The sequence below is a fragment of the Corynebacterium faecale genome, from assembly GCF_030408735.1.
In the GTDB taxonomy this organism is placed as follows: Bacteria; Actinomycetota; Actinomycetes; order Mycobacteriales; family Mycobacteriaceae; genus Corynebacterium; species Corynebacterium faecale.
Genome location: NZ_CP047204.1, coordinates 2,008,389 through 2,022,244, shown reverse-complemented (window position 1 = coordinate 2,022,244; position 13,856 = coordinate 2,008,389). Strand labels below are relative to the sequence as shown.

Genomic DNA, 13,856 nt, shown 5'->3' with positions numbered 1-13,856 from the left:
CGTTCGTACAGGTAGGAGACAATGCTCAGATGAGCTCATCCAATGCGCCCTTTTCCGTGGTGGTTGCAGGCGGTGGCACCGCCGGACACATTGAACCCGCTCTTGCGGTGGCAGAAGCACTGCGGGACACCCACGGGGCTTCCGTATCAGCACTTGGCACCGCCCGGGGACTGGAGACCTCGCTGGTTCCTGAACGTGGCTTCGAACTCCACCTGATTGAACCGGTACCCATGCCACGCAAGCCCAACATGGATCTGGTGAAACTGCCCTTCCGGGTGTTCAAGGCTCTGCAGCAGACCCGTCGGATTCTGAAGGAGACCGGTGCGCAGGCAGTCGCTGGTTTCGGCGGGTATGTCTCCGCTCCGGCCTACATGGCGGCGCGGTCCCTGGGTATCCCGTTTTTTGTCCACGAAGCCAACGCCAGGGCGGGAATGGCCAACAAACTGGGTGCGAAGCTGGGTGGAACCGGACTCAATGCCGTGGCGGAATCCGGGATGCCCGGTGAGGTGGTGGGCATTCCGATCCGGGCGGAACTCGGCGGGGGCCACGATGAAACAGCGGTTGAGCGTGCCCGTGCGCAGTGGAACCTGGAGGCTGATCGCCGCACCATTTTGATCACCGGAGGTTCGCAGGGGGCAGTGAGTGTGAACGCCACGGTGGTGGCATCCCTGGATGAGCTCCTGGGTGATGGTTACCAGGTGGTTCACGCTGTGGGTAAGAAGAATCCTCTTCCCGAGGCGCGTCCGGGATACACCCCGGTGCCCTTCATCGAGGACATGCAGGCCGCCTATGCTGCGGCCGATCTCATCGTCTGTCGCTCCGGTGCGATGACCGTGGCGGAAGTGACGGCCTCCGGAATTCCGGCCATCTATGTTCCGCTGCCCCACGGAAATGGTGAACAGGCGCTGAATGCGCGTGCTGTCATCGATGCTGGTGCCGCCATCCTGGTGGAAGACGCCGAGCTGACCCCGCAGCGGTTCGTGTCCGAGGTCCGCAGGATCCTCGGTGATTCCACCACCTACGATGAGATGGCGCGCGCAGCCAGGTCATCCACAGTGGGAAACGCCGCCGGGGTTATCGCTCAACTCATTGCGGACGCCGTCGGACAATAAGCTTTAATCAAGTATCACTACACTTCATGAGTTCATTGATGAAAGACGAGGATTGACCAGGTGACCAACACCAATTCCGCACACCAAGCCATTGACCTCTCCAGGGTCCACCTCATCGGTATCGGCGGTGCGGGGATGTCAGGCGTCGCGCGGATCCTGCTCGCCCGGGGCAAAACAGTCACCGGATCCGATGCCAAGGATTCCCGCACCCTGCTGCCACTGCGTGCGGTGGGGGCCAAGATCGCCGTCGGCCATGCTCCGGAGAACCTGGAGCTCTCCGGGGAACTCCCCACCGTCGTGGTCACCTCGTTTGCGGCCATCCCGCAGGACAACCCGGAACTCATCCGCGCCCGCGAGGAAAACATCCCGGTCATCCGTCGTTCGGATCTGCTCGGTGAGCTGCTTGAAGGCCACCGCCAGGTCCTGATCGCCGGAACGCATGGCAAGACCTCCACCACATCAATGGCCGTGGTGGCACTCCAGGCCGCTGCCATGGACCCCAGCTTCGCCATCGGCGGTCAGCTGAACAAGGCGGGAACCAACGCGCACCAGGGCACCGGTGATGTTTTCGTGGCAGAGGCTGATGAATCCGATGCATCACTGCTCAGGTACAGCCCGGAGATCGCCGTGGTGACCAATATCGAGCCGGATCACCTCGACTTCTTCAAGACCCATGAGGCCTATTTCCAGGTCTTTGATGATTTCGCGGCACGCATCATTCCCGGTGGCACCCTCGTGGTCTGCCTGGACGATGCCCACGCTGCGGCACTGGGGGAGCGCGCCGCTGCACGGGGTATCAATGTCGTGGGATACGGCACCACCGGAGCAGCTGCAGCCCACCCCACCGTCCCTTCCAAAGCAACTGTGCTCAAGACCTGGGTGGTTGCTGAAGGCACCCGCGCCCTCATCAACCTGGATGGTCATGACCTTGAGGTCACCCTGCAGATCCCCGGTGATCACATGGTGCTCAACGGCGCAGCTGCGCTTCTGTCCGGTTATCTGGTCGGTGCGGACGTGGAGAAACTCGCCGGAGGTTTGAGTGATTTCTCCGGTGTCCGCCGCCGATTTGAATACCACGGCACCATCGCCGAGGGTAACTACCGTGATGTGACCATCTATGACGACTACGCCCATCACCCGACCGAGGTGGAGGCGGTTGTACGTGCGGCGCGTGAGCGCGTGGAGGCAGCGGGGACAGGCCGTGTGATCGTGGTATTCCAGCCACACCTGTACTCCCGCACCCTGGAATTCACCGCAGAGTTCGCGGAGGCGCTCTCCCTTGCGGATTCGGCTGTGGTGCTGGATATCTTCGCCGCCCGGGAGACGCCGGTGGAGGGGGTCACCTCCCGCGTGGTCACTGACAAGATGACCATTCCCGTGGTCTACGAGGCGAACTTCAGTGCTGTTCCAGACCGCGTCGCGGAGATCGCCGGCCCGGGTGATCTCATCCTCACCATGGGTGCGGGGTCCGTGACCATGCTCGCCCCGGAGATCCTCGCCCGGTTGCAGGGATAACCACGATGTCGAAGAAAGTCATCACCTTGGTAACCCTGGGGGTAGTGGCACTGGTGGCGATTGCAGTGGCTGTCGCGTGGTTGGTTCCGGTGTTCAAGGTCAACTCCATTGAATTCACCGGTGCCGTCCGCACCGATACTGAGGTGGCGGAGGAGGTCTCCGGGATTGGCAGCGGTGATAATCTCCTCCGGATTGATGTCGCCGGCGCGGCACAAGCCATAGCCGATCTGCCGTGGGTCAAATCTGTCACCGTCAACCGGAATCCTCCATCCTCCGTGGAGATCATCCTGACCGAACGCGAAGCGGTGGTGTTTGTCAGCCGGGTTGATGGTGATCACATCATCGATTCCGATGGCCTGCCGATCATCATCGGAGAACCCCCCTTCGGAACGGTGGAGGTCACCGGCACCAGTGAGGATGACCCCGATGTACTTCCTGCGGTGATCGACATCGTCACCACCCTCGGTGATTATGATCCCCCGCTGAAGGATGCGGTGGCGTCCATCGACGCTCCGGACCAGTTTGACGTGATGCTGCGCCTCACCGACGGGCGTGAAATCTACTGGGGCTCATCGGAGGATAATTATGCCAAGGCGGTGGCGATGTCCACCGTGATCAACCGTGGAGGGCAGCAGTGGAACATCAGCTCACCGTCGATGGTGACTGTCCGCTAGAGTGGCGGGGCGGGAACGTTTCCGCACCTCATCAACCCTAAAGTAGTGGTTGAGGGTGGCGACACGCCGCCGCCGAATGTCCGACATTTCTGAGCCGTTTTCACTCATTATGTAAGACAGTCGGATTTCGTCCGGGGATCAAGCATGATCCGCGGCGAAGGCCAGAGAAATTTAGAATAAAAAAATTGTGACTGACAAGCACCAACCCCTCGAAAGGCGAGACATCGACCATGACCTCACCGAACAACTACCTCGCCAAGATTAAGGTCGTCGGCGTGGGCGGCGGCGGAGTCAACGCCGTCAACCGCATGATTGAAGAAGGCCTCAAGGGCGTGGAGTTCATCGCGGTGAACACCGATTCACAGGCCCTCATGTTCTCCGACGCCGATGTGAAACTGGACATCGGACGCGAGGCCACCCGTGGCCTTGGTGCGGGTGCCAACCCAGAGGTGGGACGCACCTCCGCGGAGGACCACAAGAATGAGATCGAGGAGACGATCAAGGGCGCGGACATGGTCTTCGTCACCGCCGGCGAGGGTGGCGGCACCGGAACCGGTGCTGCTCCGGTCGTGGCGGGTATCGCCAAGAAGATGGGCGCACTGACCATCGGTGTGGTGACCAAGCCTTTCGAATTCGAGGGCCGTCGTCGTACCCGCCAGGCGGAAGAGGGCATCGAGGCGCTCAAGGAAGTCTGTGACACCCTCATCGTCATTCCGAACGATCGACTCCTGGAACTGGGCGATTCCAGCCTGTCCATGATGGAGGCCTTCCGCGCCGCCGATGAGGTTCTGCACAACGGTGTGCAGGGTATCACCAACCTCATCACCATCCCGGGTGTGATCAACGTGGACTTCGCCGACGTCCGCTCTGTCATGTCCGAAGCCGGATCCGCCCTCATGGGTGTGGGTTCCTCACGCGGTGACAACCGGGTGGTCACGGCCACCGAACAGGCCATCAACTCTCCACTTCTGGAAGCCACCATGGACGGCGCCACCGGTGTCCTGCTCTCCTTCGCAGGCGGTTCTGACCTCGGCCTGATGGAAGTCAACCAGGCTGCCTCCATGGTCCGCGAACGCTCCGATGAGGACGTCAACCTGATCTTCGGCACCATCATCGATGACAACCTGGGTGATGAGGTCCGCGTCACCGTCATCGCCACCGGATTCGATGCCGCACGCGCCAGCGCATCCCATGAGCGCCGCTCTGTCGAGGCATCCGCTCCCTCGAACCAGGACGCCACCCCGGCGCCGGCTCCAGGTAACCAGGAGGCCACCCCGGCACCGTCCAACGAATCCATCTTCGGTGGTGCCCGCGAGTCTGATCCCTATGAGTCCCGGTCCGCCGGTGCCCGTCACCGCATTGATGACAGCCGTTCCGGCGGCCTGTTCACCCGCGGCGGTGACGACCGCGATTACCGTCGTGATGAGCGTCGTGACGAGCACCGCGACGACCGCCGTGATGATCGCCGCGAGCCACGCCGCGACGACGGCGATGATGATCTGGATGTCCCCAGCTTCCTTCGTTAGAACATGGGGGAATAGACTGTAGGTCATGGACAGTCTTGACCCACGCACACGCCCCGTCCGCAAGGTCTTCACGACCCGCGCTGGCGGGGTTTCGCCATCCCCGTTCGACTCTTTCAACCTGGGTGACCATGTGGGTGATGATCCCGGTCATGTAGCCACCAACCGGCAGCGCCTTGCAGGCATCATCGGGTTGGATACCAGCCGCGTGATCTACATGGAGCAGATCCACTCGAACACGGTGACCGTGGTGGACGGCCCCACCGCGGACGGCGGCCCGATCGAGGCGACCGACGCGCTGGTGACCACCCAGCGGGAACTCGCCTTGGCGGTTCTGGTGGCGGATTGTGTCCCCGTTCTACTGTCTGATACTCACGCAGGTGTCATCGCCGCCGTCCATGCCGGTCGGATGGGCGCGCGCAACGGCATTGTGAAGAAGACCGTGGAGAAGATGGTGGAACTCGGTGCCACCCCGGCAAATATCCATGCCCTCATGGGAGCTGCTGCTTCAGGTAAGAACTATGAAGTGCCCGAGGAGATGGCCCGCGACGTGGAGACGAAACTCCCGGGATCCCTCGCCCGCACCACCAAGGGCACCACCGGGATCGATGTGCGGGCAGGTCTGCTCCGCCAGCTACTCAGCCTGGGGGTCCAGATGATCGACTCGGATCCACGCTGCACCATTGAGGATGAGGATTTCTTCTCCTACCGCAGGCAGGGCACCACCGGGCGCCAGGCCGGCGTTGTCTGGCTCCCAGCCAACCCTCAGGAGGCAGAACACCAGTGACACGGATCGATGAGCTCAGGTCCAGCCTGAACAAGGTTAAAGCGCGTATCGACGACGCGACCGCCGACGCTGGTCGCCCTCCCGGGAGCGTGTCACTGTTGCCCGTGACCAAGTTCCATCCGGTGACCGACATCCGGATTCTCCACGAACTGGGCGTGACCGCGGTGGGGGAGAATCGGGAACAGGAGGCCAGGGCCAAACAGGCTGAGTTCCCGGACATGGATTTCCACATGATCGGCCAGATCCAGACGAAGAAGGCCAACTCGGTTGCCCGGTGGGCTTCCGCTGTCCACGGAGTGGACAGCCCCCGGTTGGCCGATGCCCTCGATCGGGGTGTCGGACTTGCCCTGGAGCGTGGCGACCGGAGCGTCGACAAGCTTCCCTGCCTGATTCAGCTGAGCCTGGACGGTGACACGGCGCGTGGCGGGGTTGCTGCGGCGGGTGTTGTTGAGGTTGCGGAGAACATTGAATCCGCGACACATCTCGAACTCGCGGGGTTGATGTGTGTACCCCCGCTCGGGTGGGATGTGGAGGCGGCATTTTCCCAGGCCAGGGGAGTGTTAGCAGGTATGGAACACCACTTTGACAGGCGCCTGGAATTTTCTGCAGGTATGTCTGGTGATCTACGTGAAGCAATTCTCCACGGCGCCACAATCGTGCGTGTCGGAACAGAAATTCTGGGAAGCCGACCGTTACCGTAAGAACACAAAGTTAGTGGGTGTGGGAACACCCAGGCTGCACATGAATAATCGACATTCCAGGTGAAGGGAAACCGTCATGTCCATGATCAAGAAGACCAAAGAGTTCTTCGGGCTCGCACCATATGAGACCGATGCTGATGAGGCGTACTACCAGGACGAACCACGCTATGAAGGTACCGCAGCATATGCGCCCGACTACCGTGACTCCGAGTACGGTTACACCCGCCCGCAGCCTGCTGTCGCATCGCCCCAGGCGGCACCGGCACCGCGCGCTTACCAGCCGACCATTGTCACCGTCGGGCTGAACTCCTTCGAAGATGCCCAGGAAATCGGCGCAGCCTTCCGTGACGGAGATGCAGTGATTTTCGACATGTCCCGTCTGACACGGGAGGAGGCGCGTCGCATCGTTGATTTTGCAGCAGGTCTGTGCTTCGCCCTCCGCGGCAAGATGCAGAAGCTGGACAGTGAAAACTTCGCCATCACCCCGGAGACCTCCAACATCAGCATCTCGGAACTCGAACGCGCAGCCCGGATCCGCTAATTCACGGCTCCTCCACCCTCGGCGGTATCAGAGGGTGACTGGTCTTCCACGGTCAGCAGGTGACGTCGCGCCGGCTCTTTGAGCTGCGTGCCGTCATCCCTCAAGACCGGATCTCTCATGTGCAGCGTGATCAGCGACCCCACAGAACATCCCGCCCTCTGGCGCCCCACTCATCTCCACTGGTTCTCCGGAACCGATGGTGGTGTGGGTGCAACCAGTGGGCGGGTTTTCTGTCTGGCGGCTTAGCGCGTTATCGTGCGGACACCTTCACCCTCCAGCGGTACCACTGCCGTGACCTCAAGCGGTTTCCCGGTAGGGGAGCAGTTGTGAGAAACTCCCTTATACCGTCCAAGTCAAAGTTCAGTTAGGCTATTTCCCCGTGGGTACCTTTGCATACTTGATCTCCTGGATCATCGACATCTACATGTACGTGCTGATCGCACGCATCGTCATTGAGATGATCCAGTCATTTTCCCGATCCTTCTCTCCACCGAAGTGGTTCTACGTGGTGGCGGAGCCGATCTTCATGGTGACAGATCCGCCGGTGAGAATGCTGCGTCGGTTCATTCCGCCCCTGCCCCTGGGAAATATCCGCCTGGACATCTCGGTGATCGTCCTGTTCTTCATCCTGTCGATCCTGCGAATAATGGTCACTTTCATTCCCTTCTAAAGGATTCTGTGAGTCTCCCACCGCGGGGATGAGGGGGCTGAGGGGGCTGAGGAGCCCGGGGGTCCACGACTCCCCTCACCACTTCCGTCTGTGAAACAGCACCTCCCGGCGCCCGTTACCCAGGCGGTTTTTCGCTCTCATCACCCCCTTTGTGCACACCCGTTGTCTTCGGTGCTGCGGAGTTTTTGTAGGACTGCTCGGTGTCGCCCGGTGCACGCCCGGGTTTTATCCCGTCGGGTACCGGCGGACTATGCCGCGTGGTGATGAGATGCAGCGGAATGGTGTTAAACCGCCATTCAAATGACATTTCTGTAACTGTAAGGGGTAGGGTAAGCCCTCGGTCGTGTTTGTTTCTTTTTTGAGTGGCTTCCGGTTGGTTATGCGTCAGCCGGTTGGTGAAACGGCGGTGTATTCCGGCGCGTATACCGACGAAAAATGGGTTGCTGGATACAATCACGTGTGAAGGACAGTAAGATAAATGGAAATTCCGGTCGTGGGAGATTCCTGTGACCGAGTCCCGGCCCATGCCTGGGGCCACCGTTAAATCGAAGGGAATCCGCTAATGCCGTTGACTCCAGCTGATGTGCATAACGTCGCTTTCAGTAAGCCGCCGATCGGCAAGCGTGGCTACAACGAGGATGAGGTTGATCAGTTCCTGGATCTTGTCGAGGACACCCTCGCTCAGCTCCAGGAAGAAAATGATGACCTTGGTCAGCGCGTTGAGGAGCTCGAGGCTCAGCTGAAGGATGGTTCTTCCGCTGGGGCAGCTACCACCACCGGTGCTGCTTCCAAGAGCGTCGACGAGTCTGCACTGCGCCGCGAGATCGAAGAGAAGATCCGCTCCGAGTACAAGACCAAGCTTGAGGATGCCCAGAAGGCCGCCACCAAGGCACAGAACGACGCCAAGGCCACGCAGGATCAGCTGACCAAGGCGCAGGCTGAGGCCAAGGCTGCCCGTGAAGAGGCCACCAAGGCGCAGGCTGCATCCAAGTCAGGTTCCGCCGCTCCTGCCGCAGCAGCTGCCGCACCGGCCGTCAGTAGTGTTGCCACCGCTGACACCCACATGCAGGCAGCCAAGGTCCTCGGCCTTGCACAGGAGATGGCAGACCGCCTGACCTCCGATGCCCAGGCAGAGTCCCGGTCCATGCTGGATGAGGCACGTGAGGCAGCCGAGACTCAGATCTCCGAAGCCAACGAAACCTCCAACAAGACTCTCGAGGAAGCACGTCAGCGCGCAGAGAAGCAGCTGTCGGAGGCGGACGCACGCGCCAAGAAGCAGATCTCCGAGGCCGACGCTCACGCCAAGAGCCTGGTCGCAGAAGCCGAGAAGAAGTCCGCAGCCACCATCGCCGACTCCACCTCCCGCGCCGAAGCCCAGATCCGTCAGGCAGAGGACAAGGCCAACGCCCTGCAGGCCGACGCTGAGCGTAAGCACACCGAGACCATGGCGGCGGTCAAGGAACAGCAGAATGCGCTGGAGATCCGCATCGCGGAACTGCAGACCTTCGAGCGTGAGTACCGCACCCGCCTGAAGTCCCTTCTGGAGGGCCAGCTCGAGGAGCTCAACGCACGTGGATCCTCCGCGCCGATGGGTAACTCCAACAACAACTCCGGAGATCAGAACTCATAAGGCACAGCCCTTAACAGTTCATATCACAGCAGTATCCGGACTCCCGGGCCCTCGTTTTTCAAGAAACGAGGTGGCCCGGGAGTACTGGTTTCTCAAGCCACCCGGCTGCGTCTTTTCTTCTGCCTCGCGTTACCTTCCCCAAGACCAACCTCAAGCTCAAGCCCACACCCACTCTCATCCCCACCAGGAAGCCATGTTCATCGCCGCCATCGTTCTCTCCGCTATCGGCTTCATCCTGCTGGTGGTGACGGTTCTGTCTGATTCCCAGATCTGGACCTGGCTGTTGATTCTCACGGTGAGTGCCGGGCTCCTCTGCTTCGGTATCGACGAGTGGCGGACGCGCCAGGCGGGGCGGTCGGGAAAGAGTCAGCGTGTCAAAGGATCCCGGCAGGACTGACGCGTAATGCTCTCGGTGCATGGGTGGGGTTGTGCGTCAGGCCATGCTCTGCTCGAGAAGGTAATCCGGTGGGGGTGCGCTATACTGAGCCACAGTCGCTCCACCGTTTCTGCCGTCAACACTGCAGTCGCGGGGGAGTGAAGATTATGATCCGGCCATCACCGGGGAGTCTCACCGGAAGAACAGTCTCATCATCCAGCATCGTTGCAGGAATGAGAGGACCCAGTAGAACCGGTCGGGTGGGACCGTGACAGACCTTCTTGAAATTAAGTGGAATTGCCCCTCACCCGGCTCAAGGCGTGGTTGATGGCGATTCAAGCAGGGTGGTACCGCGTTCCCAGTTTGGGTGCGTCCCCGCAAGTAGTAGAACCACACAGACACTTGCGCGAAGGATAAGGGACCGACACTCATGACTGAAGCCGTTGGCGGAGTTTACCCACAGATCGACATGACCGGTGGATCCTCCCGTTTTCCAGAGATGGAAGAAAACGTACTCAAGTACTGGAAGAAGGACGACACCTTCCAGGCCAGCATCGACCAGCGCGACGACGCCGAGGACTACGTCTTCTATGACGGACCTCCGTTTGCGAATGGTCTGCCACACTACGGTCATCTGCTGACCGGTTACGTCAAGGACATTGTCCCGCGTTACCAGACCATGCGCGGCTACCGTGTCCCACGTGTCTTCGGTTGGGATACCCACGGACTGCCGGCGGAGCTGGAGGCGGAGAAGCAGCTCGGCATCAAGGACAAGGGCGAGATTGAGGCCATGGGCCTGGCTCAGTTCAATGACTACTGCGCCAAGTCCGTCCTCCAGTACACCAAGGAGTGGGAGGAGTACGTCACCCGCCAGGCCCGCTGGGTGGACTTCGAGAACGGCTACAAGACCATGGATCTCTCCTACATGGAGTCCGTGATCTGGGCGTTCAAGGAACTGTATGACAAGGGTCTGATCTACCAGGGCTTCCGTGTCCTGCCGTATTCCTGGGCTGAGCACACCCCGCTGTCCAACCAGGAAACCCGCCTGGATGATTCCTATAAGCTGCGTCAGGATCCCACCCTGACTGTCACCATGCCGATCACCGGCAAGCTTGACGGCACCGACGCCAACGCTGACCTCATCGGCACCAAGGCCATCGCCTGGACCACCACCCCGTGGACCCTGCCTTCCAACCTGGCGCTCGCGGTCAACCCGGCTGTCACCTACGCACTCGTTGAGGTCGCAGAAGACGGGGAGAATGGTTTCGCAGGTCAGAAGCTCCTATTGGCCAAGGACCTGGTTGGTGCCTACGCCAAGGAACTGGGAACAGATGCCCAGATCATTTCCGAGCACCCGGGCACTGAGCTCATCGGACTGACCTATGATCCGGTCTTTGATTATTTCCGTGACCAGCCCAATGCCTTCCAGATCCTCGGCGCGGACTATGTCACCACCGAAGACGGCACCGGTATCGTCCACCAGGCACCTGCCTTCGGTGAGGACGATATGTTCGTGTGTAACGCCGCCAACATCGATCCGGTTATCCCGGTCGACATGGATGGCAAGTTCACCTCCCTGACCCCGGAGTACGAAGGCCAGCTGGTTTTTGATGCCAACAAGGACATCATCAAGGATCTCAAGGCGAAGGGCCGGGTGCTCCGCCATCAGACCATCGAGCACTCCTACCCGCACTCCTGGCGCTCCGGCGAACCGCTGATCTACATGGCGTTGCCTTCCTGGTTCGTCAACGTCACCGAGATCCGCGACCGCATGGTCGAGGTCAATCAGGACATCGAATGGATGCCGGCACACATCCGTGACGGACAGTTCGGCAAGTGGCTGGAGGGTGCCCGCGACTGGAACATCTCCCGTTCCCGCTACTGGGGTTCACCATTGCCGGTGTGGGTATCGGACAGCGAAGAGTACCCACGCACGGATGTCTATGGATCCCTAGATGAGCTTGAGGCTGATTTCGGCGTCCGCCCGGAGTCCCTGCACCGCCCCTACATTGATGAGCTGACCCGCCCGAACCCGGATGACCCGACCGGTAAGTCCACCATGCGCCGTGTGCCGGATGTGCTGGATGTCTGGTTTGATTCCGGTTCCATGCCGTTCGCCCAGGTTCACTACCCATTCGAGAACAAGGACTGGTTTGATACCCACTCACCAGCCGACTTCATCGTGGAGTACATCGGCCAGACCCGCGGCTGGTTCTACCTGCTGCATGTGCTGTCTGTCGGTCTGTTTGACCGTCCCGCGTTCAAGAAGGTTGTCGCCCACGGCATCGTTCTGGGTGATGATGGATTGAAGATGTCCAAGTCCAAGGGCAACTACCCGAACGTGAATGAGGTCTTTGACCGCGATGGTTCCGATGCCATGCGCTGGTTCCTCATGAGTTCCCCGATTCTGCGTGGCGGCAACCTGATCGTCACGGAGAAGGGCATCCGTGAGGGTGTGCGTCAGGCGCAGCTTCCGATGTGGAATGCCTACTCCTTCCTCCAGCTGTATGCCTCCAAGAAGGCCACCTGGTCCGTGGATTCCACTGACGTGCTGGACCGCTATATCCTGGCCAAGCTGCATGAGCTGGTGGCCGATGTCACCGCAGCGCTTGACGCCACCGATATCGCCCGTGCCTGCGACATGGTCCGCTGGTTCTGTGACGCACTGACCAACTGGTACGTGCGTCGCTCCCGCGACCGTTTCTGGGCTGGTGACCAGGCACACCCTGAGGCCTTCAACACCCTCTACACCGTGCTGGAGACCCTGACCCGCGTGGCAGCGCCCCTGCTGCCGATGACCACTGAGGTCATCTGGCGTGGTCTGACCGGCGAGCGTTCCATCCACCTGACGGACTTCCCATCCGCAGACAGCTTCCCGGCTGATCCGGAACTGGTCCGCACCATGGATGAGATCCGTGGCGTCTGCTCCGCCGCGTCCTCCATCCGCAAGTCCCACAAGCTGCGTAACCGTCTGCCACTGCCGAACCTGACCGTGGCTCTGCCGGACTCCGAGCGCCTGAATGATTTCCTGTCCATCATCCGTGATGAAGTCAACGTCAAGAATGTGGAACTGACCTCTGACGTGGATTCCGTGGGCACCTTCGAGGTTGTGGTGAACGCCAAGGTGGCGGGCCCACGTCTGGGCAAGGACGTGCAGCGTGTGATCAAGGCCGTGAAGGCTGGCAACTACGAGCGAGTTGGTGCTGCAGTGGTGGCTGATGGCATTGAGCTGCAGGAGGGTGAGTTCACCGAGCGTCTGGTGGCTGCGAACCCTGATTCCACCGCCCAGATCGATGACGTGGACGGCCTGGTTGTCCTCGACATGGAGCTCACCCCTGAGCTTGAGGCTGAAGGTTGGGCAGCAGATGTCATCCGTGGTCTGCAGGATGCCCGCAAGTCCTCCGGCTTCGAGGTCTCTGACCGCATCAGCGTGACCTTGTCTGTTCCGGCTGAGAAGCTGGAGTGGGCCGGACGTCATGCCGAGCACATTGCCGGCGAGGTGCTGGCCACCTCATTCGAGGTCGTTGAGAGCGATCTCGGTGACGGCGCCCACGAGGTGCTGAAGGGCGTGACCGCCAGCGTCGTCAAGGCTTAAACCAAGGCCTGAGCCAAGGCTCAACCCGGTTTTAAGCAACCCCGCTGTGTATTCAGCGGGGTTTTCTTGCCCCTTGACCTTGACACAGTGTCAGGTGGTGGAGTGGAGACATGAATATCACGCGAGCTTTTCAGGCAGCCGATCCGTCCCTCCGCCTCCACGCAGCCCTGGCTGCCGGTACCGATGCCGATCCTGCGTACCTTGTCCCGCTTATGGAACGAATGGGAGATGAGCCGGACTTCTTTGTCCGTGACATGCTCACCTGGGCGATCACCCGTTATCCCGTATCGGAGACATTCCCGCTGCTCATAGAGGTTCTGAATGATCCACAGGCACGGAGTCAGGCACGAAGCCAGGCACTGCACACGTTGTCCAAAATTCAGGCCCCGGGCACCTGGGAGGTGCTGACAACACCGATGCTGCACCACCCCGATGTGGCCTTCCGCACGGCTGCCTGGCGGGTTGCGGTGGCTGTTGTGCCCCATGCGGAACGTGCAGCCCTGGCTGTGGAACTGGTGGCGGAGCTGGGGCGGGGTGATGAGGATACCCAGCGCAGCCTGAGCCGTGCGCTGGCTGAATTGGATGATGAGGTGAGACCTCTGTTGGCCACGGTCATCGCCCATGCTCAGGCCACCCAGGCGTATCTGGACGATCCCGAAGGTGGCATCGCGGGGCACCTGCATGAAGCCCGCAGGGTTGCCGCCCTGGGGCCCTTTGCGCAGAATTAGACCT

General features: G+C 60.8%; 12 protein-coding genes. All 12 read left to right on the top strand.

Going from position 1 to position 13,856, the window contains the following annotated elements:
• Positions 1-29 precede the first annotated feature (29 nt).
• Entirely contained in the window at positions 30-1,112 is a 1,083-nt protein-coding gene (murG, locus tag CFAEC_RS09210) for an undecaprenyldiphospho-muramoylpentapeptide beta-N-acetylglucosaminyltransferase (protein WP_290276210.1), read from the top strand.
• Positions 1,113-1,247: 135 nt separating this feature from the next.
• Positions 1,248-2,627, top strand: coding sequence for a UDP-N-acetylmuramate--L-alanine ligase (gene murC / locus CFAEC_RS09205; RefSeq protein WP_435384284.1), 1,380 nt, complete (start codon positions 1,248-1,250; stop codon positions 2,625-2,627).
• Between the two features lie 5 nt (positions 2,628-2,632).
• Positions 2,633-3,301 carry a cell division protein FtsQ/DivIB gene (locus CFAEC_RS09200; RefSeq protein WP_290276209.1) on the top strand — a complete coding sequence of 223 codons (669 nt, stop codon included), beginning with the start codon at positions 2,633-2,635 and terminating at the stop codon, positions 3,299-3,301.
• Between the two features lie 230 nt (positions 3,302-3,531).
• On the top strand, positions 3,532-4,827 hold the full coding sequence (gene ftsZ / locus CFAEC_RS09195; protein ID WP_290276207.1) for a cell division protein FtsZ: 1,296 nt from the start codon (positions 3,532-3,534) through the stop codon (positions 4,825-4,827).
• A 25-nt stretch (positions 4,828-4,852) separates the two neighbouring features.
• Positions 4,853-5,611, top strand: a complete 759-nt coding sequence (gene pgeF, locus CFAEC_RS09190; protein ID WP_290276205.1) for a peptidoglycan editing factor PgeF — start codon at positions 4,853-4,855, stop codon at positions 5,609-5,611.
• Complete coding sequence (locus tag CFAEC_RS09185) at positions 5,608-6,312, top strand: YggS family pyridoxal phosphate-dependent enzyme (RefSeq protein WP_290276204.1); 705 nt, start codon at positions 5,608-5,610, stop codon at positions 6,310-6,312. The genes pgeF and CFAEC_RS09185 overlap by 4 nt, the downstream gene beginning before the upstream one ends.
• Before the next feature lie 76 nt (positions 6,313-6,388).
• A complete protein-coding gene (locus CFAEC_RS09180) occupies positions 6,389-6,853 on the top strand; it encodes a cell division protein SepF (RefSeq protein WP_290276202.1) in 465 nt (154 codons plus the stop codon).
• A gap of 379 nt (positions 6,854-7,232) precedes the next feature.
• Positions 7,233-7,523: a YggT family protein gene (locus CFAEC_RS09175; protein ID WP_290276200.1), complete on the top strand. Its 291-nt coding sequence runs from the start codon at positions 7,233-7,235 to the stop codon at positions 7,521-7,523.
• Positions 7,524-8,085: 562 nt separating this feature from the next.
• Positions 8,086-9,153 carry a DivIVA domain-containing protein gene (locus CFAEC_RS09170; protein WP_290276198.1) on the top strand — a complete coding sequence of 356 codons (1,068 nt, stop codon included), beginning with the start codon at positions 8,086-8,088 and terminating at the stop codon, positions 9,151-9,153.
• Between the two features lie 193 nt (positions 9,154-9,346).
• Positions 9,347-9,550 carry a hypothetical protein gene (locus CFAEC_RS09165; protein ID WP_290276197.1) on the top strand — a complete coding sequence of 68 codons (204 nt, stop codon included), beginning with the start codon at positions 9,347-9,349 and terminating at the stop codon, positions 9,548-9,550.
• A 409-nt stretch (positions 9,551-9,959) separates the two neighbouring features.
• Positions 9,960-13,124 (top strand): isoleucine--tRNA ligase, encoded by a 3,165-nt coding sequence (gene ileS / locus CFAEC_RS09160; protein ID WP_290276196.1) that lies wholly within the window; start codon positions 9,960-9,962, stop codon positions 13,122-13,124.
• Positions 13,125-13,234: 110 nt separating this feature from the next.
• Positions 13,235-13,852, top strand: coding sequence for a HEAT repeat domain-containing protein (locus CFAEC_RS09155; protein WP_290276194.1), 618 nt, complete (start codon positions 13,235-13,237; stop codon positions 13,850-13,852).
• Positions 13,853-13,856 lie beyond the last annotated feature (4 nt).

What these genes read in the sequence shown, in the direction of transcription:
- murG (WP_290276210.1), top strand. Translation starts at nt 30, where the DNA reads ATGAGCTCATCCAATGCGCCCTTTTCCGTGGTGGTTGCAGGCGGTGGC.
- murC (WP_435384284.1), top strand. Translation starts at nt 1,248, where the DNA reads ATGTCAGGCGTCGCGCGGATCCTGCTCGCCCGGGGCAAAACAGTCACC.
- CFAEC_RS09200 (WP_290276209.1), top strand. Translation starts at nt 2,633, where the DNA reads ATGTCGAAGAAAGTCATCACCTTGGTAACCCTGGGGGTAGTGGCACTG.
- ftsZ (WP_290276207.1), top strand. Translation starts at nt 3,532, where the DNA reads ATGACCTCACCGAACAACTACCTCGCCAAGATTAAGGTCGTCGGCGTG.
- pgeF (WP_290276205.1), top strand. Translation starts at nt 4,853, where the DNA reads ATGGACAGTCTTGACCCACGCACACGCCCCGTCCGCAAGGTCTTCACG.
- CFAEC_RS09180 (WP_290276202.1), top strand. Translation starts at nt 6,389, where the DNA reads ATGTCCATGATCAAGAAGACCAAAGAGTTCTTCGGGCTCGCACCATAT.
- CFAEC_RS09170 (WP_290276198.1), top strand. Translation starts at nt 8,086, where the DNA reads ATGCCGTTGACTCCAGCTGATGTGCATAACGTCGCTTTCAGTAAGCCG.
- CFAEC_RS09165 (WP_290276197.1), top strand. Translation starts at nt 9,347, where the DNA reads ATGTTCATCGCCGCCATCGTTCTCTCCGCTATCGGCTTCATCCTGCTG.
- ileS (WP_290276196.1), top strand. Translation starts at nt 9,960, where the DNA reads ATGACTGAAGCCGTTGGCGGAGTTTACCCACAGATCGACATGACCGGT.
- CFAEC_RS09155 (WP_290276194.1), top strand. Translation starts at nt 13,235, where the DNA reads ATGAATATCACGCGAGCTTTTCAGGCAGCCGATCCGTCCCTCCGCCTC.